Genomic DNA, 26,154 nt, shown 5'->3' on the forward strand with positions numbered 1-26,154 from the left:
TAACTCTAATGTTCCACTACTTATGTAGTAGGTTTTTGTAGAATATTAATTGGTATAGACTTAAGTAATTCTTGCTCAAGCCCTAGTTCATTCAGGTAAACGCGACCATCTTTTAGAAGTTGAAGTGTCTCGGCATCAACTTTTGTCACCAGAAATTTTGCAAATGCGTCAGCAGCCTGCCTCTTTTCCTCGGGTGTTAAATTCATTAACATCAATGGTTTTAGTTCATTTCTCAGCAAAATTGTGTCGATAAACTGATCACGTTCCCGTTCAAAATCTTCATTTCTTTCATACTGATAGAAACGACTAGCTTGAATAACAAAATCCAAGTTTTGGAAGTTATTTGGTGATTCTTTGTAGTCAAACTCGAATTCTGAATCACTACGTATTAATAATGCAGGAAGGTTGTCCTGATGGTCATTTTGTTCATCAATAATAGGATGTTTAGGTAGATGTTTTATCTTCTCAATTAGGTTGTGAGTCGCATGCAACTCTTGAAAAACTTTGTCTAGTTCGACTGATTTCTTTTCGTGAAGGGTTTCAGCTTTTTTAATCTTTGTTACAAGTTGTGGTGGTACTTCTCCGCCATTCTTTTGAAGATCTTTGCGTTTGACTTTTAGTGTTTTGATATCTTCTAAACTCTCGCTTAACTCTTTTGAGGTTTTTTCGGATTTGAGTAGAAGCGCATTTCCATGCACCCAAAGTTCAGTTAACCAAGGAAGCCCTGTAATGAAGTGTCTGCATATCACGCAGTTTTTTTCCTCAACGGGTAAGTAAATGTTTCTACCCTTGCCATTCTTGCGAACACAAATACCACCGTCGTGACATCTGGTTCCATTGTATGGGCACAATCCTAAAGTGGTTGTGTTCCACAAGGAGGAGGTACAACGAGAAACATCAGACATAACCCCCTCAATTGCATCTTCGGAGTTATAAGCTGCGTATTTGGCAACTTGATCCCATGCTGCTTCTTTGAGCCAGCTCTGAAAGCTCTTTTGATATTTAAGCTCTAAATCTCGACTAGCTTCACTAAGTAATTCGCTAATATGGCTTGGATGATATTTCAAATAGTGAATTGTCATCAGGATACTTTTGTGTCCTGCCACAATTTTACTCAAAACTTCGATAGGGACACCTTGCTGAGCAAGGGAAGTTAATCCCGCAAGCCGCAACCCATGAGGATTGTAAAGTGCTTGTTGGGGTGCTCCTGTATTTTTGTTACGAGTTAGAATTAGTTGGCAATCTATACCTTCATCATGTAGTCGCTTCTCTAGTTCATCCATTAATTTGACCCAGAACTCATGCAACATACGATTTGATGGTGGCATCTGACGATTTCCGTTCTTGACTTCTTTAGCTGAACGAAACAAATAGAAGCGATCAGGAATCGAATCAATAACTTGTTTTGTAGGTTCACCTTCAAAAATGGATGTCGGAATATCTTTGAACTTCACTGGAGCTACTGCTGGATTGTACTTTTCCTGCCACACCCTTAATTCATCTAGATATTTGATTACATTGGGGTTTTTCCAAGGTATTTCGTAACCCGAAAACTCGTTAAAGCCAACTTTTTTATCAGAAATTTTATTTGAGTTGATATATAAAACAAATTGCGGATTTAAAACGCCATTAAAGAATTTTCGCCTAAAAACGCCTCTATTTTGGACTTTTGCACCAGTATTCTTCCAGTAGTTTGCTAATTGATGATCGTTTTTTACCCACATGTCTGCTTGAGCATCGTATCTCCAGATGTCTCCTTCACCTGAGTCAAGGCGTAAGACTTGAATTTTACGGATGGGTATTTCAAGCATAACAAGATACAAATACGTGATTACAGGTATCCAGACAGGGCGGCCATTTTCATCAAGAATGCTTTCGTTATACTGGGAGGTTAAAGACTTTGCCCAGGCATAATCATTCTCAGTCAATATTTCTTTAAGGCTTAGAACCATCCAAAGCGGGGGACAGGGTTTGGGTGATTCGCTTGGATATATTTCACCATTATCTTCTCCTCCATGTTGTTGTATGATTTGATCAATTCTGTGGTTCGGCATGAGAGGATAGGCAAGGGTTGTTAGTTCACCATTCTCATCTACATCAGACATATATTTGGCTATAAACCAATTGCTGTAAGTATTGATGGCAGTGAGTGTTTTAATCAATACTTTATTGCTGAGTCCATTACTCTCTTGTTGTTCATTTAACCATTCGTAGAACTCTTCTCCGCGATATTTAGAAAAGTATAGACTTGGCTCGTTAGGAAATGGAGAGCTGTTTGATGCATATGTTTCTTCAAGGAAATCTCGGAATTTCGCAGCCGCATCTTTGAATGCTTTCGTTGAAAATGCTTTTTTTGCGTCTAAGAATTCGAACCAAGAGCTAACCCACTTTTTCATGTGCTTTTCTGGCTGTGCGAACAGATCCTTGGTTTTGTTTCTGGTATCACTTCGTTGGACTTCAGTACACTTTACGAAATCGGCACTGTTGAAATGATGATCAAGGCAGAGAGCAAACCCTCTTAGTGCTTTATGATGATGTGGCGTTGTATCGTGGTGCCATCTATCTTTCTCTGTTCTAAGGGGGCGAATAAATTCCTTAAATTTATCGAGAGTTATATCAGAGAGAGTTCTAACCTTTGTTGCATATTGAAAAATCTCAACGCATTGTTCAAATCGTTTTTCAGCAGATCTTCGACCATCTTCGGTTTTTACTTTGGCGTTAAGGAGCAGTTTGTCTGCAAGTACTGATAGCTCTTTGTATAAGTTAGATGCCTGTCTTTTTGCTAACTCAGGTGCATTGAAACGCTTTTCTGTCCCAAATTTTTGGTAGAAAAACAAGCTATTGATTGTGATGTCACCATTATCTATCAGTTGTTCTAATGTATTCATTCCAGACTGGTATGCTCTTTGCGATGCTAAGCTGACAAAGCTTTGTGGAGAGGTAAACATCTCACTGATTTTGGCGAGTTCTTCATCAGTAACAGAGGCGCTGAATTGGATACCTTTAAGGTTATGAGGGTTATCGGATGTCATCATATGTGTAGGTAACTCGTGTCTTGTAGGGAAAGGTCTTTTGGAAGGCTAGGAGAATATTTGGATAATGTTTCTTGGATTTTCTGATATGAAATCCCTTGGTATGCTTCCTGTGCCGTAATGGTCCGTTGGTGCAGACATTTCTGTATAATCTTGGGGTTTACTCCCATTTCTTTGAGTGCTTCCACATAGCAATGTCGATGACTATGCGGGTTTGTAGCAGCTTCTCTACCTCGGTGGATTTTGAATCCAAGATGCAGTTCAAGCCTATCTAACGCTTTATTATAGCTTTTCATAAATTGACTGATTGAATAAGGAGCACCGACGTAACTCTCTCCAGTATTTCTGTCTTCACCTATAGATACAAACAAGAATGGGTGGTCATGCCCATGAAGCTCTTCATAGGTCTCCATGAGTTTACTTCTATAGGCTAGATAATGCGGATAAAGAGATGAGAAAATAGCTTCTGCTGAACTATGTAGCCAGTGTACGTCGGCATGATAAGAGGTTTTATCTACGGCAAGTTTTTTCCAGCCAGCCTTAAGTGACTTTGGGTTTGCCTTGTCATGCCGAGGGAGTAGTCCCCGCTCTTTGAGATAGTGTTTTCTAGTCTTATCTTTTTCACCGATTAAGTTTGTTTTTGCCACGCTAGGGTGATACAGCGTTACTTGACACTTGAACTCTAGTAGTGGGGTGACATCGTTATACCAAAGGTGAAATGGCTCACTTTTTCTAAGTCCGCCAAATAGTAGCAATAAAGTGATCATTTTTGCTGTGATATCTTCACGTTCAAACGGTTTTGTTGCTAGAGGGTTTTTTACGAATCCATATTCGAAAAGTGGAGCTATCAATTCATGAGGAAAGCTCTTAACTTCACGTTGTGCATTTATATAAGCCTTTGGATCATCTTCAAATTCATAGCCAAAAGTCTCACGAGCCAATAGGAGTTTCTCTGCTATTAACGTTGGGTCTTTGGCGTGTTCCATAAAACTATTGCTAATAACCTTTTTAGCCGTTTTCAATAAAGATAAGGTCAATTTTTCACTATTTTTTGTAGGTGCTACGAATGTTGTGGAACCATTAGACCGTGATTCTTCCTGATTCACCCAGTAAATGAATTTTGAAAGAGATCCTATTAATCTTTTTGCTTTAGTTAAGCCTGTTGGTGACCAGTACAAGCCTGTAGGATCTTTCTCATTAGTATCTATTGTGCCGTTTTCGAGGCTAAACATGAATTTACGGAGTTGTGTACGTTGATTAACACTGGTGATGTTGCAAGCAGTACAATAATCATAAAATAGCCCAACTGCACGAGCTGTATCACGCATCCAAGTATCACTTCTTGATGTGTGAGCAAGGAAGTAGTGAACCAGTGACCACATAACTGTAAAACCATCATTAGATTCGAGATATAGCACTGGGAATGCGGTCGCAGGCACTGTCCCTACTTTTTGCTTTACGATGAAATGATACCTGCCTATTGGAGCAAATTCGTTCATAGTTGACCTATACTTCCATGTGTTATGATTTAATGGTAATTGTTAGCTAGGGGTTACGCAAGTTGGAGGTGGTAAAAGTAAGAGCTACAAAATATGACAATTTGAATAAAACTAGACAAAATTTAAGCATTAGTAGTAATATGTGGTAACTCTTATTTAGGGGGTTAAAAGAGCACGTCCCTTCTAAGGATGTGGTCGTAGGTTCGAATCCTACAGGGCGTGCCATTTATTCTAAGGCCTCAGCATCTCATGGTGCTGGGGCTTTTTCGTTTTGGTCATTTTTCCCTTCATTTGGATTGTCCGGGCTTTGTCAGTCATGTCACGATGGTGTCAAAGCGGCCAGCTCATATTGACTTTACCGCGTCCAAAAAATAGCATGCCGCTCGTTTTTATAGCGCGATGGGCAGCACTCATCGTTTCCTTTTCATTTATTGAGGTACAACAGAAACCTATGGACTCGTCGAGTAGTCGAATATCACAAAATGGTTTTTTCGAGCCTTCGAAAATGCCAACGGTTTTCTGCTAGCCTGCCAATCTACACTGTTAGCTTGTGCTGGGTAGTCGATACCCATTGGCATAAGCGAATACTGCTTTTCCTCGTTAATACCATCTCTTTATTGATATATGCCTTCGGCCGTTTGCCGCAGGAACGATACGCTTATTGATTTGCCTTAAATGCTTTGTCGCATCTAGAGCAATAAGCGACGACATGTCATACGTACAACTTTTCGTCCAATCAAAGGGCGGAGGTGGCTGCGTGGGTTTCTTTGTCCTGAGCGATACTCAGGAGAGATAACCATGACTCTATTACAGACACAAAAAATCGATAACGCGAACGCACAAGGCGTTTGTGGCGGTCACGCTGTTCACATCGATACTCACACTAACTTAAAAGATGCGTCTATTTCGATGATGTATCGCAAGCGTGTTTTCTGGTTGGTGCTGCTGGTTTTCGGCAATGTTTTTTCAGGCGCTGGGATTGCTTATTTTGAGGAGATCATCCAAAGCCATGTGGCACTCGTGTTTTTCTTACCCTTACTTATCGACAGTGGCGGTAATGCGGGTTCGCAATCGGCCACTTTAATGGTACGTGCGCTAGCGACAGGAGAAGTGATGGCGAAAGATTGGGCGAAAATGCTCAGTAAAGAGCTTTGCATCGCCGCTCTTCTTGGTATCACCATGGCTGGCGCGGTGTCACTGCTGGGCTTTGTGAGAGGGGGCTATCACATCGCTCTTGTGGTGGCGATCACCATGCAGATTGTGGTGATTGTTGGCTCTGTTGTGGGCATGTTGCTGCCGTTTTTGCTCAGCAAACTTCGATTCGATCCCGCTTCTGCAAGCGCGCCATTGATCACGACCATTGCCGATGCGATTGGGGTGATGATCTATTTCTCTGTGGCAAGCGTACTTCTGGAGCTATAAATGATATAGCAATAACCTAGGCACGTAATCACAAGGAGAGGTTTAGATTCTGTTGTCACACTGCTTGTACATAGAAGTATCAATTATATGGTTTGAAAGTGTCTTGTTATATAGAATTGGTGCATGGCTTGTGGTCGCCAAATGTGTTTGAAACGGAATGTGAAAAGTGGTTATTGAAAAAGTAGAAACGTGGCTTGCTTTGAATCGAGAGCATGAAGAATTTAGAGAAAGCTCTTTTGTACTGATTGCTCATCTGTTGCTTTGCGCTAGCTTTCTATTTTTTCTTGTTCACAACACCCTGATGAAAGCTTCTTCATTCATGCTTGTGCTAGGAAGTTTTTCGGCGTGCGTAAATTTCATCGGCGTTTGGTTACTAAAAGAGAACAAAAATGCCATGGCATCGAAGTGGCTTTCGGTGATGATAGTGGTTATGTCTAGCTTGCTATATATCGCAAACACTAACGGGCACAACAATGAAATATTGGCGATTGCATTTACGTTGGTTGTGCCTGTTTTTGCGATATTTGTGTTGGGTTATCGAGTTGGCTCCATTGTTGCCGCAGTCAATTTTTTCGTTATTTTGTATATTTGCAACATTAATTCAACGGGATGGGTTTTGGGAACTGCCGAAACTTACAGGTTGATGCATTTAACGACGATTTACTTCTTACTCTCGGCAATATCCTATTTTTACGATTCTGGCCGCCGTCGAGTGATGACGTTATTGAAGCTTTCCAACTCAAAGTTGCAGCATTTGTCGGTGACCGATGCACTGACTCAACTTCCCAATCGTTACTATCTAGAAGAGAAGATCATCAATTCTGATGATGTACGTTGGATAGTGGTTTTGGATATTGATAATTTCAAGTTGATCAATGACACCTATGGTCATGATAAAGGTGACGATGTTCTGCAAAAGGTGGCAAGACAAATACAAACTAAGGTTGGTCAAGATGGCGTTGCATGTCGTTGGGGAGGCGAGGAGTTTCTTATTGCGTTTTATACACAAGAGAAAAACGATTTGGTGAGAAAAATTAATGAGCTACAGCAAGACGTTAAATCGTTGGATTGTGGTTTAGATGCACCGGTGACGTTTAGCTGTGGTTGTGCCTATCTAGGTTGTGAAGATTATAAAAGAGTATTCCGTCGAGCCGATGAGGCGCTCTATCTCGCTAAAAAAGCCGGTAAAGACTGCTTTAAGTTTGATACCTCTTACGCATTGCCGGTATGAGCCTGAAAATTGCTTCTGCGCAGCAAACGGTGTACGTGCGACAGCAAGATGCCCTGTTGAATAAGTTTATTGTTTGATGTCATTCTGAATCACTCTTTTGAAGATCAGCCCAGCCCATATCGGCTGGGCTTTTTTTGTCTTGTATTTACTGAGCATGCCAGAGTGTGACAACGGCAATGATATGTGCAGGCGGTCTTGGCTATAGTCAGCTCTCGTTCAGTTGTTGAGTAATAAAAATGATTAAAAACAAAGTGTTGTCCAAATTTTCTTTTGCGCTTTGCCTTGTGGTGAATACATCAAGTGTTTACGCTGACTCTCAGCCTCTTTCTTTGCCCAGTGGTGAGGAATGGCTAACGCATGCCGCGCAGGGGCTCGCGCCTTATTGGATGATGGAAAGCGCGCAGGGTGTGCCTGTGGGCAATTTCCCCACCTTTCGCTGTGATGATGGCTCGGTATTAAAGCGGGACAGTGTTTGTCCGGAGTTAGATCGAAGTTGGATTTCTCCCTACTTTACAAGGGACTACACGCGAATGAAATCGCGACAGATCTATGGTTATAGCGTGCTGTACCATCTTACGGGCGATACTGAAGCGCTAAAACTGGCCAAGCAAGGGGCTGACTATCTGATTCGCCATTTGCGAGACCAAGAGCATGGCGGTTTTGTCAGCTATACCGAGCAAGGCAAACCAGGCTTGGCGTGGCAGCAACGTACATCGCAAGATCAAGCGTATGCTTTGGTGGGTTTGGCGATGCTTTATTACCTAACCCGCGATGAACAATTGCAAGCTGTATTAGTAGAGCAGCAGCGGTTTATTTTTGACCAATACCGATTGTCAGATGGGCAAGGTCTGGCTTGGGTGCTGGCCGATGGTGATGAGCAAAGTACCAAACAACGTGAGTTGGTGGCGCAGCTTGACCAAATTAATGGCTACTTATTGTTGGTGGCCCCTTTACTGCCAGAGCCGCACAAAACGCGCTGGTTGAAGGATCTTGCTTGGTTAACCGACATTATGGTTAACCAGTACCACTCCAAAGAGGAACAACGTTTTTATGGGGCGATTCATCACAAAGCGATGATGATGCAAGAAGCGAAACACAATGACTTCGGTCACACCATTAAAGCGTATTGGATGACGTATCTGGCTGGTGAAAAACTGAACCGATCTGATTGGCAGGCGTTCGGTAAACAAGGTATGCAAGTGACCTTGCAGCGCGCGGAGTACGTTCCTTATTGGCCTGATATTGAAGCCTGGATTCCTGACGATTTGAAAGCGCGTTGGCAAGGGCATGACATCTCTACTTGGCGTGGCCGACCTGACAGCAATGGTATTTCCTCGTGGGAATGGGCAGAGTTAGATCAAGCTGCGCTCACGGTGTCGATGCTGGAGGGTAAGCCAAAGCCAGTGTTGTATTACACCTTACCGAGTTACCTGCAAATTTGGGTGGATCCAAAACACGGTGGCGTTGGGCTAGACCCGCAAAGTACCAAAGCGTTTCATTGGGGCAATGCTTATCATCAATTTGAACATGCACTCGTTGGGTATGTTGCAAGCCAAGCTTTAGCAAAGCAGCCCGCCATTTTGTATTACGCGATGTCCGCGCAGAAGGCTGATAACTTGAACCCTTACTATTTTTCAGGGGATGCCGTCAGCGTTGAATCTATATCATCCAATAGCGCGGCGCCGAAAATCAAAGTGACGTTTAGCAACGTTCGGCCGTAATCGTTTTAGGCTTAGCAACCGCTAAGCCTTTTCTCTTACCGTCTTTGCGCTACGTCGCTTTTTCGCCTGATTAAACCGCGAAACTTAGTTTACGTTTTTCGCGGCTATCATTCTTAGGTGAACAGGCGTAACGGGCTTATAATCTCGCCCTCATTGGGTGAGAGAACCTCTCTGTATCCAATGCTATCTGCCTGATACAAAGAGCGTTCTATGATTGGAATCTATTTTCAAATCAATGACTGGGTTTTGTGCATTGATGAGAACAAGCTGTATCGACAAGATAGGGAAGTCTCCGTCGAGCCACGTCTAATAAATTTACTGCATTTCCTTGCTGAACACGTTGGAGAGGTGTTTGGTCGCGAGGAACTGATCCAGCACGTTTGGGATGGGGCCATTGTTACCGACCAAGTGGTAACGCAATCCATTTTTGAGCTCCGCAAATTACTGCGCGATGGGCGAGAAGAAAATCTCAGCTATGTGGTGACCGTACCAAAGCGCGGTTACAAGCTGGTGGCCAATGTTGAGCGTTTAACGGCCAATCCTTATTTGTTGCGTCAGGCAGAACCTGCCGAGGTTGAGTTGTTGGAGCCGGCAATGACCGAGCCATTGACCGCGGTGCTAGCAGCCGAAGCCCCCAGCGCAAATGAAATGGTTTTTCCAGCAGGGCCACTCACACGCGCCATGTGCCAAAGTCAGCAACAGAAAAAGCCGAATCGACCCAATATCTCTCGTTGGCGTGTGAACGCATTCAATGCGCTGTGGATTGGTTTGGTGATCATTGCGATGGGCTTTTTTACCATCAAACAATCACAAGTGCGCATTACGCAAGTCGTGGATACTCATCTGATTGAATTCATGTTTCAAGATGACTATCACGCCCAAGCGTTAAGCCACGATCTGGCCGATGGTATTGCACAGAAGCTGATGGCCGACATCACTCAAGTGACCGACTATCGCGTGATGTTGAGTAAAACCGCGTTTACGTCTGGCATTTTGCCCGGTAAATCGATCATGGTTCGAGTGAGCGATAAAGAAGGTCACGCCTTTATTGAACTGGAGTTAAAAAACAACTCCTCGGGCGCGGTGTTGTTTAGCCGCCAATACCCGTTGGATACATCGCATCTTTCGTCGGTTTTGCACCGAGCGGAAGTCGATATTATGCAGGCGTTACGTTTGCCAAACGCAGAGCAACAAGCGCAAATCTTGCTGGTGGATTTTCCTCAGCAGCCAGCGGCGTTGGCCTTGTATGTGCGAGCGAATCACTACCTCAATCTCTCTGATCAGCAGCAGGTACAAAAGGGGATTGATTTGCTTGAACAGGTGCTTAACTTAGAGCCGAACAATCATTATGTTCAGGCGGAGCTCTTGATTGCTTACCATGTTCAGCAAGCCTTGTCGGACATGCCGACGCTAAACCAAGAACGCATTTTATTGCTGAGCAGCAAATTGCAAAGCGCCAGTGAAGCACTGGACGCAGTGGTTCAACCTAGAATTTACGAAGCGTTAGCGCTGCAAGCGACAGTGGATGAAGATCTGCCCTCGGCTGAGCGGTATTTAGCCAAAGCGCAGCAATTGCGTGAGTCGGTGCTCTCATATGTACTGCAAGGAAAACACGCTGAACTGCGTGGTGATCTTGATGGTGCCAGTGATGGTTACAGCGAAGCTTTTTATATGGACACATCACTAGAAACCTATTTGTTGTGTGAGAGGCTGGTATTTCAATCGAATCTAAAATCGATTGATTACGCCATGTATCGCTCAGTGCATCCTTCGGTGGTGCGTTTGATGTAACGACCCAGTTTGGGTTTGCCTTTGACCTTTGCTCTCAGACATCGCTGCGTCTGAGAGCGGTTCATTTTCTTATCTTTCCCTTCTTTGTGTGTGAACCTCATTGTGAGTTGCACGTCTTGTTCCATCGTCTATACCCTTCCTACTTGAAGCTGCAGCGGTGTTGGCTACGCTCGTTCACTGGCACGCCAGCCCGGCCCAATCACATAGTCTGTCTATGTTCATGGGGATGACCTCACTTGCCGCCTACCTGCAACTCCAAGTAGTTTGGGTATATTCTCTTATTCTCTTATTCTCTTATTCTCTTATTCTTTTATTCTTTTACTCTTTTACTCTTTTACTCTTTTACTCTTTTACTCTTTTACTCTTTTCCTAGCTTCCTAGCTTCCTAGCTTCCTAGCTTCCTCGCTTCCTCGCATTTCGGCTTGGATAAATTCGATATCAACGCATTATCAACTTCCCCCTTAATGGCAAGTTGATGTACTTGATGGCTAATGAAAGAGCGGGTTGATAATTTTATTGCCATGAGTTTATGTTTTTAGGTTTTTTCTTAACTATCTGAAAACGTTGGTTTATATGCTGGGTGTTTATCACCTTGATATCAAGAAACTCATTTTTGTCTCATCATTTTATTGATAATCGTAAGTTTATTTTTTTTATCTGCTTTGGGCGTAATCTCCACTTCGAACATTAACGAGGTCACGGAGAAAGTTTTCTCTCTATCGCGTTAATAACATCAAAAGAGCAGCGACAAGGTTGCTTCGCGTTGCGGTTATTTATTCGTTTGAGTTTTGTAACTTAAGTTGAATCGAGTTGGAGATGTTATGTCATCTAATACTAATAAAATCGGCCTAATTGCCTGTACAGGTGTCGTGGCTGGTAACATGATGGGCAGTGGTATTGCCTTACTTCCTTCTACACTGGCGAGTGTAGGTTCTATCTCTATTTTTAGTTGGGCGATTTGTATTGTTGGTGCATTGAGCCTGGCATTCGTGTTTGCTCGTTTGGCAACCAAAAACCCTCAAGAGGGTGGCCCTATTGCGTATGCAGGTGAGGTGTCACCAGTGTTTGGTTTCCAAACGGGCGTGCTTTACTACCACGCGAACTGGATTGGCAACTTAGCCATTGCCATTACCGGTGTTTCTTACCTATCGGTTTTCTTCCCAGTACTGAATGACCCAATTCCAGCAGGCCTTGCGACCATCGCTTCTGTTTGGGTGTTCACGCTGGTTAACTTGCTCGGTGGTAGCTGGGTAAGCCGACTCTGTACCGTTGGTTTGGTACTGATTTTGGTTCCAGTATTAGGTACAGCGCTCTTTGGTTGGACGCACTTCGACAGCGCTATTTACAGCCAAAACTGGAACGTTTCTGCAGGTAGCGATGGCCATGCGATCATCACTGCGGTACTTATCTGTCTTTGGTCTTTCGTGGGTGTGGAATCTGCGGCGGTATCATCAGGTATGGTTGAGAACCCAAAACGCACAGTACCACTTGCGACTATGCTAGGTACTGCGATTGCTGGTGTGATTTACGTGCTGTCTACTCAAATGATCAGCGGTATGTTCCCAGCTTCTGAAGTGGCTGCATCAGGTGCACCATTTGCGTTGGCGACCACTGAACTGTTCGGTAGCTGGACTGCGCCATTTGTCTCTGCGTTTACTGCGTTGGCGTGTTTCACCTCTCTTGGTTCTTGGATGATGTTGGTGAGCGAAGCGGGTAAACGTGCCGCAAACGACGGTAACTTCCCTAAAGTGTTTGGCGAAACCGACAAAAACGGCGTGCCTAAGAAAGGTTTGGTTATCGCGTCTAGCATGATGACGATGTTGATGTTGGTACTGATGTTCTTTAGCTCAGAAACCGCGCACGCTTCAGACATGTTTAACCAATTAACCACTGACGCAGTACTACTCACCATGCTGCCTTACTTCTACTCAAGCATTAACTTGATTCGCTTCGAAGGTATGACAACTCGCAATACATTCGTGATGTTGTTCTCGGGCATTGCTAGCTTGTTCTGTATGGTTGCCCTAGCAGGTGCAGAAGGTTCAACCCTCACCGCAACTTTCATCATGTCTCTCATCATCTTGATGTTCTACAGCAAGAAAACAGGCTTGGCACAATACATGGCTGCCCATCCTGAAGAAGCTTCGGCTCAACACTGATTGATTCCGCTGGCGGACTGCCACGCCAGCGTTTCCTAATTTCATCACGGCGCTCGTCTTACTCACTGTGACTAATCACAGAGAGCGCCCTTTTTCGTCTTGGAGATGTCCAAATGAATATTTTCGCTATCTTGAACCACATGGGTGTGTTCTTCAAAGAAGAGCCAGTTCGCCAATTGCATGCAGCACTTGAAAAAGCCGGTTATGAAGTTGTTTATCCAGTGGATGACAAAGATTTGATCAAGATGATCGAAATGAACCCACGCATTTGTGGTGTGCTGTTTGACTGGGATAAATACTCGCTTGAGCTTTGTGAGCGTATTAGCCAAATCAACGAAAAACTGCCAGTACACGCGTTTGCTAACGAGCAATCAACGCTGGATATTTCGCTTACCGATCTACGCCTAAACGTGCATTTCTTTGAATACGCTTTGGGCATGGCGGACGACATCGCCATCAAGATCAACCAAGCGACACAAGAATACAAAGACGCAATTACACCGCCATTCACCAAAGCGCTGTTTAAATACGTGGAAGAAGGCAAATACACCTTCTGTACTCCAGGTCACATGGGTGGTACGGCTTTTCAAAAAAGCCCAGTCGGCAGCATTTTCTACGATTTCTACGGTCCAAATACTTTCAAAGCGGACGTGTCGATTTCGATGCCAGAGCTAGGCTCACTGCTTGACCATTCAGGTCCACACAAAGAAGCGGAAGAGTACATTGCGCGTACGTTCAACGCTGACGCATCGTACATCGTGACGAACGGTACTTCGACATCAAACAAAATTGTCGGTATGTTCTCAGCGCCAGCGGGCAGCACGGTATTGGTTGACCGTAACTGTCATAAATCATTGACTCACCTAATGATGATGACGGACGTAACACCCATTTACTTCCGTCCAACCCGTAACGCTTACGGCATTCTTGGTGGTATTCCACAAAGTGAATTCAGCCGTGAAGTGATTGCTGAGAAAGTCGCTAAAACACCAGGTGCGAGCGCGCCAAGCTATGCAGTAATCACCAACTCAACTTACGATGGTTTGTTGTACAACACACAATTCATCAAAGAGTCTCTCGACTGTAAACACATCCACTTTGATAGTGCGTGGGTGCCTTACACTAACTTCAACCGTATTTACGAAGGCAAATGCGGCATGAGTGGCGAAGCGATGCCAGGCAAAGTGTTCTACGAAACACAGTCCACTCACAAACTGTTGGCGGCGTTCTCGCAAGCGTCAATGATTCACGTAAAAGGTGAATTTGACCGTGAGTCGTTCAACGAAGCCTTTATGATGCACACCTCCACCTCGCCTCAATACGGCATTGTGGCATCAACAGAAACCGCGGCGGCAATGATGCGTGGCAACACGGGTCGTAAGTTGATGCAAGATTCAATCGATCGTGCGATTCGTTTCCGTAAAGAGATCAAACGCTTAAAAGGTGAAAGTGACGGTTGGTTCTTCGATGTTTGGCAACCAGAGAATATTGAGACAACCGAATGCTGGAAACTTGACCCTAACCAAGACTGGCATGGCTTCAAGAACATGGACGATGACCACATGTATCTTGACCCAATCAAAATCACCTTGCTGACTCCTGGAATGAGCAAAGATGGTGAATTGGAAACCAGTGGTATTCCTGCTTCATTGGTGGCGAAATACCTTGATGAACGTGGCATTGTGGTAGAGAAAACAGGCCCTTACAACTTGTTGTTCTTGTTCTCAATTGGTATCGATAAATCAAAAGCAATGCAATTGCTACGTGGTTTGACTGAGTTCAAACGTGGTTACGATCTGAACCTAACGATTCGCACCATGCTGCCTGCGCTGTACCGTGAAGATCCAGCGTTCTACGAAGGCATGCGTATTCAAGAGCTGGCACAAGGCATTCACGATCTGACTCGTAAGTACCGTCTACCAGAATTGATGTACAAAGCGTTCGATGTGCTACCAGAGATGAAAGTCACGCCACACGCAGCTTGGCAACAAGAGCTTCGTGGTCAAACCGAAGAGATCTTGCTGAATGATATGGTGGGCCGTGTCAGTGCCAACATGATCCTTCCTTACCCTCCAGGTGTGCCTCTAGTGCTACCAGGTGAAGTGGTGACAGAAAGCTCTCGTCCAGTACTGGATTTCTTGGAAATGTTGTGTGAAATCGGCGCGCATTACCCAGGCTTCGAGACCGACATCCACGGCCTATACCGCCAAAAAGATGGCCGTTACACCGTAAAAGTACTGAAAGACTGATTTGCCTGAAATCAGGTCAATGATTTAACGCAACGTGACTACCCCAATAGACGCGTGACCCAAAGAGAGCCAAACAAATGGCTCTCTTTTTTTTTTGCTCGGCAGATCCCAACGATTAATGAGAGAGAAAGTGAACAGTGCCACGTTGGGTGTTTTTGGCGTAAAACAGCGCTTTATCCGCTTTGGAAATAAACTGTTCGAGATCTTGGCTATCGCTCGTTAGGCTGGGGTAAAACTGAATGCCGATGGTGAGGGTTAAGGTGTCGGCCACATGAGAATGTTGATTAGGAATGGCCAGTTTCTGAATCGACTGTTGCAGTGAATGCGCCCTAGACTGGCATTCCTCTTGCGAAATATCTTGGATGAAAACCAAGAACTCATCGCCGCCATAACGAAAGCAAATGCCATTGTGACCACTCCAGTGTTTTAGCGCCAGCGAGACCATGCGTAATGCTTTGTCGCCAGTAAGATGACCATAGGTGTCGTTGAGATCTTTAAAACAATCAATATCAACCATAAAGAGCGCGGCACTTTTGCCAGATTGTGCGGTATTGGCAATGGCGCTAGGAAGGTGCACTTCAAGCGCATAGCGATTGTAGAGTTGAGTTAAATGATCAAGGCAGGAGAGTTTCTCCAACTCCAGTTGTTGCCGTTCCAGTTTTTGCAGCGCCGTTTTGTATTCAGTGATGTTTCGCACGGTCCACAGCACCTTGTTTTCTCCAAATACCGGAATGACAAAGGCACTAAAATATTGCAACTCAGTCGGCCCCGCGACACCTTCAAAACAGTTGAGATCTTTCGGATGCAGCGCATATTCCAACTCTTGTGGAGCTTGGGATTCGATCACTTGCGTGATCACGTCAGAAAACCATCGAGCTTTATCGTGAGGGAGCACTTCGAACTGATTTAAGCCAATCACATTGGCTGGATCGTGGTGACGAGAAGTGTCGGTGCCACCCCAAGCCTCAATGTAATAGCCATCGCCATTGATCAAAAAGGTTGGTTCAGGAAGCGCATCAAAAATGTGGTGAATGACCGCCGGGTTGTTGGCGATAACACGCGAAAAAATGGACTGTTCTACCATGCAGCGTACTCCTACCATTTCATTAACTTATAGCTCAATAGCGTGAGCGCCGCGTGACGGGGAACAAAATATTTGTCTTATTTGTAGTACAAGCTCGATCTATTCATTGATAGGTGAGGCCAATAAAGAAAATTGCCGATTCCTATTTAGTAAAAACAAGAAATTAGACGACACTTAAAGAAAGGGCAAAATGACACCGCAAAGGAGCACGCGATGAACTCACTCAAAGTAAAAGATTACATGACCCTACAAGCCGTCACCTTCACAGTTGACATGTCTTTAAGTGCCGCATTGAACAAAGTCATGAAAAGCGTGGTCATGGGTGGTCCGGTGATCAATGAAAAAGAAGAAGTGATAGGTTTCCTTTCAGAGCAAGACTTGCTGGATAAATTGGTGAAGGCCAGTTATCACTGCCAAGATTCGTACACCGTTGGTGAGTGCATGCACAGTGATGTGTTATCGGTTTCGTCCGATATGTCGATCATCGAACTTGCCGACATGATGAAAGTCGGCAAACCGAAAATGTACCCGGTGGTCGACAACAAAAAATTGGTCGGGGTGATCACCCGTCGCGATGTGTTAAAAGCGATTGGGCAAAGTCTCGACGATTGTTTCAAACATCCCGTTTAACCTTCCTTATTACGATGAGCCCTCTAACGAGGGCTTAATTTTATTGCCGATTCCTTGCCGAGTGAAATAACGCTTGACCTTGGAGCTGACTCTAAGGTTTATGCTGACGCCGTACTCACCAATAAGGAAAATGTTATGTGCTCAAAACATACAGCTTGCCAGTCAAATAAAATCATTGCCAAACCTGCTGCGGTATCGTGCTGCAGCCCGAGCTTAGCGGCTAGCAAAATGACCGCAATTTCATCGGTAGCAGACAGTTGTTGCAGCTCAGATGCGTGCTCAAGCTCAGATCCGAATGAAGAGAGTGAGCGGCGAGAGGCACCCTTAGCTCAAAGCGTGTCGGAGCGACAAAGTTGGCTCATCTCCGGTATGGATTGCCCGTCTTGTGCTCAGAAATTGGAAAAAGCCGTCTTGGGTGTGGCCGGAGTTCAGCAGGCGAAAGTGTTGTTTGCCACCGAGAAGTTGGTGGTGGATTTCGCTTCTACGTCATTAATGGCAGAGATTGAACAAGTCGCGGCAAAAACAGGTTTTCCAATCACGCTCGTTGGCTCATCGGCAGCGAAGGCAACTACGGCGCCTCAACCTCAAGGTTGGCTCGGTTTTGTTTACGCCAACTGGCACATTTTAGCCATTGCCTTTTCCATGGCTATCGCCGCTCTATTGGCGACGGTTTCCGAACCGTTAAGTAATGGTTTATTTGTTCTAACCTGTTTGGCGGGTTTATACCCTGTGGCGAAGAAAGCCGTGCGCCTTGCTCGCAGCGGAACCCCTTTCGCCATTGAGACGCTGATGAGCGTGGCGGCCATTGGTGCACTTTATCTTGGTGAAAGCGTGGAAGCGGCCATGGTTTTACTGCTGTTTTTAATTGGTGAGAAATTGGAAGCGTACGCCGCCTCAAGAGCAAGAAGTGGCGTTCAAGCGTTAATGGCCTTAGTGCCGGAAAACAGCATTAAAATTGTCGATGGTCAACGAGTAGAAGTGGCGGCAAGTGAGTTAATGCCAGGTGATGTGGTTGAAATTGCGCCCGGTTCTCGTTTGCCTGCGGATGGCCTGCTCCTTACGCCGACGGCCAGTTTTGATGAAAGTGCCTTGACGGGAGAATCGGTACCCGCAGAGCATACCTCTGGCGCGAAGCTGATGGCGGGTGTGGTGGCTGTCGATAAAGTCGTGCGAATCGAAGTCACCTCAAAACAAGGTGAAAATGCGATCGATCGTATTTTGCATCTCATCGAAGAGGCGGAATCGCGCAAAGCACCACTGGAGCGTTTCTTAGACAAATTCAGCCGCTGGTACACACCATTAATGATGTTGGTGTCGTTGGCCGTGATCGTCGTACCGCCAATGCTCTTCGCCCAGCCTTGGGAAACGTGGGTATATCGCGGTTTGGCTTTACTACTGATTGCTTGTCCTTGTGCTTTGGTGATCTCAACGCCGGCAGCAATTACTTCTGGCCTTGCGGCGGCAGCCAAACGTGGCGCCTTGATCAAAGGTGGCGCGGCGTTAGAACAGCTTGGTAAAGTCGAAGCGGTTGCCTTTGATAAAACCGGCACGCTCACACAAGGCAAACCGCAAGTGACTGATGTGGTGTCATTCCTCTATGACGATGAAACTATGTTGAGTTTGAGCGCAGCGGTGGAAGTGGGTTCGAGTCACCCTTTAGCGGTTGCGCTGGTTAATCACACCGAGAGTTTGGGTTACGCCATTGCGGAAGCAACGGACAAAATGGCTCAAGTCGGGGCGGGCGTTTCCGGTTTCGTCGATGGTAAAAGCGTGGAGCTGGTGGCCCCTTCACGAGCCCAATTTGCACTCTCCTTGCAATTAGAAAGAGAAATTGTCCGCTTAGAAGGGCAAGGGAAAACCGTGGTGATTGTGCGTCATGATAGTGAAGCCATCGGGCTCATCGCATGGCAAGATACATTGCGCAAAGACGCAGCTCAAGCGGTGGTCGCGCTGGGTAAACTGGGCGTTTCTGCGGTGATGTTGACAGGTGATAATCCTCGCAGTGCTCAAGCCATCGCTCAGCAGATTGGCATTGATTACCAAGCGAGTTTATTGCCAGCAGACAAAGTGCACTATGTGGAGCAGTTTGCCGCAAGCAAAACCGTTGCCATGGTCGGAGATGGCATCAACGATGCGCCTGCCATGAAAGCGGCGAGTATTGGTATCGCCATGGGCGGAGGAACCGACGTCGCCCTTGAAACGGCGGATGCTGCGCTGACGCATAATCGCTTGGTTGAGTTGCCAAGCATGATAGAGCTCTCACGCGCAACAATGAGCATCATCCGTCAAAATGTCGCCTTGTCATTGGGTCTAAAAGGGGTGTTTCTTGTCACCAGCTTGCTTGGCATCACCGGGCTATGGGTGGCGGTATTAGCGGACAGTGGCGCAACGGCATTGGTCACACTAAACGCATTGCGATTGTTACGATTCCGTTCCTCAAATGAATACTAGACAGTGTGAATCTATAAAGCCTGTATTTACGATGCGGGCTTTTTGTTGTGACACCTTATGCAATTAAGCTTTTGATTGCATTTAAAGTGTGATGTAAACCGGTTTTTCCAAGTAATAAATATTTGTTACATTTACCTATTGTGATGGTGATCACTCCAAGTTGTGAGGAGGTTGAGTAAAGTGCATTTTTAGACCCCTACAAATTTATCTGAGCTTATTTTCAAGTAAGCCGCAATAAGGAGTGACTTATGTCTCAAGCTGTTTTCCACTTAGGTGTTACTGAAGCAGATCTTAACGGTGCAACGCTAGCGATCATCCCAGGTGATCCTGCGCGTGTACAAAAAATTGCTGAAGAAATGGAAAACCCAGTATTTCTAGCTAGCCATCGTGAGTACACCTTGTACCGTGCAGAGCTAGATGGCAAACCAGTGGTTGTTTGTTCAACGGGTATCGGCGGTCCTTCTACTTCTATTGCGGTTGAAGAGTTGGCTCAACTGGGTGTGCGTACTTTCCTACGTGTTGGTACCACGGGTGCGATCCAGCCGCATGTTAACGTGGGTGACATGATCGTCACGACAGGTTCTGTTCGTCTTGATGGTGCGAGCTTGCACTTTGCGCCAATGGAGTTCCCTGCAGTAGCTGACTTTGACGTGGCAACGGCAATGAAAGCGGCTGCATTAGAAAGTGGTGCAACAGTTCACACCGGTGTTACTGCGTCAAGTGATACCTTCTACCCAGGTCAAGAGCGTTACGATACCTTTACGGGGCGCGTAGTGAGCCGTTTCCAAGGCTCAATGAAAGAGTGGCAGGAGATGGGCGTACTGAACTTTGAAATGGAATCAGCGACGTTGTTGACCATGTGTGCAAGCTCTGGCCTACGCGCGGGTTGTGTTGCGGGTGTAATCATCAACCGTACACAAAAAGAGATCCCAGATCACGCGACGCTAAAAGAGACGGAAGCTCGCTCTATCAAAGTGGTTGTCGAGTCTGCGCGTAAAATGCTGTAATCACATTACACTGATTGAATAAATAAACCCCGAGGCGATCGCTTCGGGGTTTTTGTTTGTCGGTTGAAAAAGCAATTGGTCTTTTAAGCCCCTTCAAGCAAGACGGGAATTAGATCCCGTCGCTACCACCCGCTTGTGCAAACCACTCTGTGAGATGCTTTTTCAAATCTTTCAATTCATCTGGGCCGATCAGCGCTAAGCCAAGATCCTCTGCACGGGTAATATCGTTGTGACGCAGTGGACGGAAGCTCACCAACATGGCTCTTGCCTGTAGGCCACCGAGCAGATCACGCAGTGATTCAAGCTTATAAAGCGTATCGTCGCCGTCATCACGCATGCCCTTCGTCTTACATTCGATGATGTGCAGTTTATTGTTAACCACAGAGGCGACATCAAGCTCATTACGCACTTCGCGCTCGCCAAGTTGACGATAGACCTGAACATTGAGCGAGTGGTCTTGAATGGTGGGCATATCATCTTGGATCTGTTTGACGGTGCTGTGAACCAGAGTCTCTAACCATTCGCCATTGGAGAAACGACGAGCGTCTTCATTGGCAAAGCTAAGAATGCCGTTTTCGTAAGTGGCGATCTGCGCTTCCACTAAATCTGCCAGCAGCATGTTCAGCTCGCGATAGCCTTGCTGTTTGTCTGATAGTTCGACATCCAAACGTTGCTCCTTGCGGCAGGTGGTCGCGAGATAGTTTAAAGTCGCCAAACCAGGGCCTAATTCCAAAGCGTGACTGGCCCAACGCTCGCCGAGTTCATGCAATTTTTGGTCAAGTTGAGGTGGCAGTTCGACCTCATTGAACTCACCGCGCGCACCAAAGATAGTGAGATAATCAGCAACGGTAATGCGATCTTGTACTTGAGTGTCTTCACGGCCATCAGGATAGAGCCAGCACAGTTTGTCGCTGTTTGGTTCAACCACAAAAATTGGCCAATGGTAAGTGCGGAATACCTCATAAACAGAAAGAAGGCGATGACGCAAGCCACAGCTGGCGTTCAGTTTGACATCTTCCCCACGGCTTTTGAGATCTTCAGCTAAGGCCTGAATAGATTGTTTGATCAAACGAGTATCGACGACAGAGGGGATGACAAACAGTTCGGAAGTGATATCACGCTGAGCAAGCACAGAATGAAGTCTTTGATACATATCGCGTTGAGACTCATCACCGATAAACACGATATGAGTGCTGACGGTACGCAGATCGAGGAGAGGAGTCACCAGTCTGACAGGGTCCTGATCAATGATACCAACGTGTACAGCCATAACATTTCCTTCTCAGTACGGCTTGCAAAAAATGAGGATGTGAAAGAGAGTGCAAGCGCCTGATCTTCATATGTAGACACAGCGCATAAAAAACAAGGGCAACTTTGTCAAAAGTTGCCCTTATCCGATGACTTTATAGGCCTAGTGACCGTTTTCTGTTGAACCTTACAACTTGAAGCGGTGAACAAGCTCGGTTTGCTGACTTGCTAAGCTAGATAAGTTCTCGCTGGTAGAAGCGATTTCTGCCATCGCATGATAACTGCGGTCGGCAATGTTATTGATGTCTTCCAAACTACGAGCGATAGCAGTAGAGGTTTCACTCTGCTCCGCAGCTGCTTGAGAGATATGCGTGCTCATTTGACTGATCTCGATAATCAGTGCTTGAATTTCTTCCATTGCACCGTTGGCTTTTGACGCCTGCTCAACCGACATTTCCATATCCTTCATACAGCTTTGAATGACACTGTTTGCGGATTGTGAACTCGATTGCAAGTTGCTGATCATCGATTCGATTTCGGTGGTTGATTGTGTCGTTTTAGAAGCCAAAACACGGACTTCGTCTGCAACCACCGCAAAACCTCTGCCTTGTTCACCAGCGCGAGCCGCTTCGATCGCTGCGTTGAGCGCAAGTAGGTTGGTTTGCTCTGCGATACTGCGAATAACATCGAGTATCGAACCAATTTGACCACTCATTCGTTGCAGTTCAGAAACGGCGCAAACAGATTCGTTAAGACGAGCTTCGAGCTGATTGATGGTCGAGATATTGCTGCTCATGATGGTACGGCCAGATTCAGATGCCGTTTCCACTTTTTGCACCATTTCTAGTGAGCCTTGTGCGCTCTGGGCCACTTCTTGAACGGAGTGGCTCATTTCGGTCATCGCTGTCGCCACGCTGGCGGTCTGCTCGCGTTGAACGTTGAGTTGATGTTGTGCATCGCCAGATGTGCGCTCATTGTTTGCTGCGGTGTCGGTTAGGTTTTCTGCTGCATCATTAAGCTTAACCAAGATATTATGCAAACTGTCGGCTAACGTATTGATGTGTCCACTCACTCGACTGAACTCGTTGTTGTAACGAATATCGATACGCTGGGTCATATCACCGTCAGCAAGGCCTTCAAGGGTGGAAAGAATGCGCGTTAACGGCTCGCGTACACTGTGGGCAATATGATAACCCACAGCTGCTGCGAAAATGGTCACCGCAATGCCAATCACAATCGCTTTGAGTAAGCCTTGGTCGTACACTTCACCCGCTTCCACCAAAGAGGTATTGAGATTGTCGGTTGCCGTTGTAGTGAAGGTTTCCAACAAACGCATTGCTGAGTCAACTTTGATGGCAAGGTTGGCAATGTTGCCATACAAGGCATCTTTGGCTTCAAGGTAACTGGCGTGTTGATCCAGTACGCCCCCTTTTTGACCCACGTCTTGCGTAAACTTCTCGACAGAAGCATTAAACACATCTTTTAGTGATGGCAGTTGGGTAGTGAGACCACGGTATGCGTAATTCAGATGAGTGACCGCTTTCTTGTTTTTGTTGACGGCATTTTTTACAAACTCTAGATCTGAACTCGCCAGTGCATCTGAGGTGATTACTTCGGCATCTTTGAGTTTGACGAAATAGCTCTTTGCCATCACTTTGACAGATATGCTGGATTGGTCATCGACGTACTCTTTCATGCCAACGCTCAGCTCAGAGTGCAGTTTTTGGAAACGACGTGACGATTTTTGCACTTCTGCTTGAGCGGTGAACATCGCTTCGTAGTTGTTCATCGCTTCATTGGCTTCGGCAAAATAGCTGCTTTCAACTTCTTTCAACTGAACTAACGACTCTGCGAGTGCTGGGTATGCCTTGCTGGCATTTTCTAAACGGCTGAGTGTCTGGTTAAACTCGGTCTGAGACTTGCTAAACTCTTCACGCATCTGCATCATGCGCTCTTGGTTTTGTGTAGTGAGAAAATCTTTAAAGGATTTATCGGCGGATAAGAGTTCAACGCTGGTTTGATTCGACAATGAAACCAGAGGCAATGAGCTTGTCGAAACGGTCTCAAAGTTGGAATGAATCTGATTCATGCCATTGGTCATGATGGTGATTGTAACAACGAACAAGACGATGATCAGCGCGAAGCCTGCATACATCCTTTTAATGACTGAGCCATGCATAATTTAAGCCCTCTCCCACGTGTAACAAAAAAAGAAACGGAAGCCGTCTCAAAAAACTAACAAAATTGACATCATTGTATTGAGATCGTGATGAGCATTTTGTGGCGAGGGCGACAAAAAAGAGTTTATAGCAGGATGTTCTGTTGATAATGTTACTTGAACACTGTTTTTTATTGAGAAGAAGTGAACGTTGGCGCATACTGGTGCGGTTAAACTGAGACGTTATGGAGTACACATGGCCGAAGAAACTATCTTTAGCAAAATCATTCGCAAGGAAATCCCTGCTCAAATTCTATTTCAAGACGAACTGGTTACGGCGTTTCGTGACATTAACCCACGCGCCCCTAAGCACATCCTGATTATTCCAAATAAACTGATTCCAACAGTGAATGATGTTGAAGTCGATGACGAAGCGATGATGGGCCGCATGTTCACTGTTGCAAAACAACTCGCAAAGGAAGAAGGTATTGCAGAAGATGGTTATCGCTTGATCGTCAACTGCAATGCCCATGGTGGCCAAGAGGTTTACCATATCCATATGCATTTAGTGGGCGGTAAGCCACTGGGTCCAATGCTATTGGGCTAAATGACAGATGCGCGGCCAGTTATGGACTGGCCGTTTTTGTATTGAACACTTTTTTGGAGTGACCAGTGAAGCAATACCGGAAACGAGTTGGTGTACTGGTTTTTACCCTGCTGATGACAGGGTGTGCGAATATGTCTGCCGGTAATCTTTTCAGCCACTACAGTCAACAAAACCGTGCTGTTTATCAGGCGGTAAAAAGTGGCCATTATTCACAAGCCATAGAAGCGCAAACGGAAGGGATGGCAGGTAATATTCTCGACAATATGGAAAGGGGCCGAGTGGCGTTTCTTTCTGAGGATTATCCTGAGAGTAAAACAGCCTTAGAAGCGAGCGATGTGGCGGTACGTGAATGGCAAGACTTAGCCAAAATTTCCTTGTCACAAACTGCGACCAGTATTGGTTCGCTCGCCGTTAACGACAACCTGAACAACTATACGCCAGCGGATTATGAGCTGGGCTTTCTTCATTTGTATCTTGGTTTGAACTACCTCCAGCAGAATAGTTTGGAAGGCGCATTGGTTGAAATGCGTCGTGCCAATCAAGTTCAGGAAGCCGCGCGTAAAGTACGTGAAGATGATCTCCAGTCGGCTGAGCGTGATATGCAAAAAAATGGCATGTCGACCAATTTAGGCAGTGTGCTGGCGAACTACCCTGATGCAGGAAAAACCTTACAATCGGTGCAAAATGGTTATCTGTTTTTCCTCTCGGGTCTTTTGTATGAAGCCTCAAAAGATCTCAATGGTGCTTATGTTGACTACCGCAGAGCCTTGGCGGTGAGTCCCAATAACCCTGCGGTGATTGAAAGAACCATGCTGGTGGCGAAAAAGCTGGGCATGCGTGAAGATTTGGCCAAGTTAGAAAAACACTATGGTAAGCACAACGACACGTTGGAGGGTGGACAAGGCCGCGTGATTGTTATTGAAGAACAAGGCGTTGTTGAAGCGCTACAAGGCTGGCGGATAGATTTACCTGTTTATGACAGTCGAGGTGTTGGAGCACTGTATTCTCTCGCGCTGCCTTATTATCCAAGCCAAAACAGTGAGCGTTTTGCACCACTACGTTTAAATCAAAAAGCTCTGGAGAGTCATCTTTTGGTGGATGTCGACCAGATGGCGAAGTATGACTTAAGTGAACGCCTGCCATCGATGGTGATTCGCCAAGCTTTACGTGTTGTTGCTAAAGACCAACTGCGCAAAGAGGCGGCGCAAGGTGATGACGTAGGCAATTTACTGTTCAACGTTTGGAATGCGTTGACTGAGCAACCAGACACGCGCAGTTGGCAAACATTGCCAGCGAAAGTGAATGTCATGACAACCGTGTTACGTTCTGGGGAACAAACGCTGACATCGGGTGACAAAGATTATTTGTTCACTGTCGCGGATAAACAAACAACCTTGGTGTGGATCTCTCGTCAGGGAAACAACCAAACCGTTTGGCATAAACAATTAGGGAGGCTGTAATGAGAACTTGGTTAATTTCGGCACTGGTTTTGCTTGGATTAGCAGGCTGTGCAGAGAATACGGCAGGCATGCGAGTCGACGGTGAAACGCAGCACGTCTTCTTCCATGACAATGTACTTGGTGGCAGATTGCTGGTGGATGACATTGCAACCACAAAGGTGGATGACAGAGCTCGTGCAGTCGTTCGTTTAACCAGCGATTTCAAAGGGGATCAAAATATCCTCTATCGTTTTGCTTGGTATGACGACAATGGATTGGAAGTGAACACCAAGCCAGGCCCATGGCGCCAAGCCATTGTTCGTGGCTTTGAATCTATTACCCTTTCGGAAGTCACCGTAAATCCGAATGGAACTCAGTATCGCTTGCAAATCCGTGCAGCAAATGAATAAAAAATGTGAGGACTAA

17 protein-coding genes are annotated in these 26,154 nt (G+C 45.7%); 12 read left to right on the top strand and 5 right to left on the bottom strand.

The genetic code is table 11. From position 1 onward, the window contains the following. Positions 1-20: 20 nt before the first annotated feature. Both LZU85_RS12885 and LZU85_RS12890 read right to left on the bottom strand, forming a co-directional pair. Complete coding sequence (locus tag LZU85_RS12885; RefSeq protein ID WP_237287224.1) at positions 21-3,035, bottom strand: VPA1269 family protein; 3,015 nt, start codon at positions 3,033-3,035, stop codon at positions 21-23. Beyond that, on the bottom strand, positions 3,032-4,531 hold the full coding sequence (locus LZU85_RS12890) for a site-specific integrase (RefSeq protein ID WP_206626799.1): 1,500 nt from the start codon (positions 4,529-4,531) through the stop codon (positions 3,032-3,034). The genes LZU85_RS12885 and LZU85_RS12890 overlap by 4 nt, the downstream gene beginning before the upstream one ends. 798 nt (positions 4,532-5,329) lie before the next feature. Here LZU85_RS12890 and LZU85_RS12895 point away from each other — a divergent pair. The 6 genes from LZU85_RS12895 (at position 5,330) to LZU85_RS12920 (ending at position 15,104) form a co-directional block, all read left to right on the top strand. Then, positions 5,330-5,953, top strand: a complete 624-nt coding sequence (locus LZU85_RS12895) for a magnesium transporter (RefSeq protein ID WP_103201293.1) — start codon at positions 5,330-5,332, stop codon at positions 5,951-5,953. Positions 5,954-6,383: 430 nt separating this feature from the next. Further along, a complete protein-coding gene (locus LZU85_RS12900; RefSeq protein WP_237287225.1) occupies positions 6,384-7,184 on the top strand; it encodes a GGDEF domain-containing protein in 801 nt (266 codons plus the stop codon). Between the two features lie 236 nt (positions 7,185-7,420). Next, a complete protein-coding gene (locus tag LZU85_RS12905; RefSeq protein WP_206625271.1) occupies positions 7,421-8,905 on the top strand; it encodes an AGE family epimerase/isomerase in 1,485 nt (494 codons plus the stop codon). Positions 8,906-9,115: 210 nt separating this feature from the next. Further along, on the top strand, positions 9,116-10,696 hold the full coding sequence (gene cadC / locus LZU85_RS12910) for a lysine decarboxylation/transport transcriptional activator CadC (RefSeq protein WP_176298611.1): 1,581 nt from the start codon (positions 9,116-9,118) through the stop codon (positions 10,694-10,696). Between the two features lie 821 nt (positions 10,697-11,517). Next, positions 11,518-12,855: a cadaverine/lysine antiporter gene (gene cadB / locus LZU85_RS12915; RefSeq protein ID WP_237287226.1), complete on the top strand. Its 1,338-nt coding sequence runs from the start codon at positions 11,518-11,520 to the stop codon at positions 12,853-12,855. A gap of 113 nt (positions 12,856-12,968) precedes the next feature. Next, complete coding sequence (locus LZU85_RS12920) at positions 12,969-15,104, top strand: lysine decarboxylase CadA (protein ID WP_011079948.1); 2,136 nt, start codon at positions 12,969-12,971, stop codon at positions 15,102-15,104. Positions 15,105-15,219: 115 nt separating this feature from the next. On the opposite strand, the gene LZU85_RS12925 is transcribed toward LZU85_RS12920, so the two are convergent. Next, positions 15,220-16,206, bottom strand: a complete 987-nt coding sequence (locus tag LZU85_RS12925) for a sensor domain-containing diguanylate cyclase (RefSeq protein WP_237287227.1) — start codon at positions 16,204-16,206, stop codon at positions 15,220-15,222. 195 nt (positions 16,207-16,401) lie between these two features. Here LZU85_RS12925 and LZU85_RS12930 point away from each other — a divergent pair, with 195 nt between their 5' ends. The 3 genes from LZU85_RS12930 (at position 16,402) to udp (ending at position 20,276) form a co-directional block, all read left to right on the top strand. Then, positions 16,402-16,818 carry a CBS domain-containing protein gene (locus LZU85_RS12930; protein ID WP_011079950.1) on the top strand — a complete coding sequence of 139 codons (417 nt, stop codon included), beginning with the start codon at positions 16,402-16,404 and terminating at the stop codon, positions 16,816-16,818. A gap of 135 nt (positions 16,819-16,953) precedes the next feature. After that, positions 16,954-19,269, top strand: coding sequence for a zinc/cadmium/mercury/lead-transporting ATPase (locus LZU85_RS12935; protein WP_237287228.1), 2,316 nt, complete (start codon positions 16,954-16,956; stop codon positions 19,267-19,269). 248 nt (positions 19,270-19,517) lie between these two features. Next, complete coding sequence (gene udp / locus LZU85_RS12940; RefSeq protein WP_011150849.1) at positions 19,518-20,276, top strand: uridine phosphorylase; 759 nt, start codon at positions 19,518-19,520, stop codon at positions 20,274-20,276. Between the two features lie 109 nt (positions 20,277-20,385). On the opposite strand, the gene LZU85_RS12945 is transcribed toward udp, so the two are convergent. Together LZU85_RS12945 and LZU85_RS12950 are read right to left on the bottom strand one after the other, a co-directional pair. Beyond that, positions 20,386-21,546 (bottom strand): DUF1887 family protein, encoded by a 1,161-nt coding sequence (locus LZU85_RS12945; RefSeq protein ID WP_065090198.1) that lies wholly within the window; start codon positions 21,544-21,546, stop codon positions 20,386-20,388. Positions 21,547-21,711: 165 nt separating this feature from the next. Beyond that, positions 21,712-23,703, bottom strand: coding sequence for a methyl-accepting chemotaxis protein (locus tag LZU85_RS12950; RefSeq protein ID WP_237287229.1), 1,992 nt, complete (start codon positions 23,701-23,703; stop codon positions 21,712-21,714). Positions 23,704-23,938: 235 nt separating this feature from the next. On the opposite strand from LZU85_RS12950, the gene hinT reads away from it, so the two are divergent. The 3 genes from hinT to LZU85_RS12965 all read left to right on the top strand — a co-directional run bounded on the left by hinT (position 23,939) and on the right by LZU85_RS12965 (position 26,138). Further along, positions 23,939-24,289, top strand: coding sequence for a purine nucleoside phosphoramidase (gene hinT, locus LZU85_RS12955; RefSeq protein ID WP_176298607.1), 351 nt, complete (start codon positions 23,939-23,941; stop codon positions 24,287-24,289). Between the two features lie 113 nt (positions 24,290-24,402). Next, positions 24,403-25,749 (top strand): COG3014 family protein, encoded by a 1,347-nt coding sequence (locus tag LZU85_RS12960; RefSeq protein ID WP_176298732.1) that lies wholly within the window; start codon positions 24,403-24,405, stop codon positions 25,747-25,749. After that, a complete protein-coding gene (locus tag LZU85_RS12965; RefSeq protein WP_176298606.1) occupies positions 25,749-26,138 on the top strand; it encodes a YcfL family putative periplasmic lipoprotein in 390 nt (129 codons plus the stop codon). Before LZU85_RS12960 ends, LZU85_RS12965 begins: the two co-directional genes overlap by 1 nt. Positions 26,139-26,154 lie beyond the last annotated feature (16 nt).

This window comes from Vibrio floridensis (assembly GCF_021852965.1).
GTDB classification, from domain to species: domain Bacteria; phylum Pseudomonadota; class Gammaproteobacteria; order Enterobacterales; family Vibrionaceae; genus Vibrio; species Vibrio floridensis.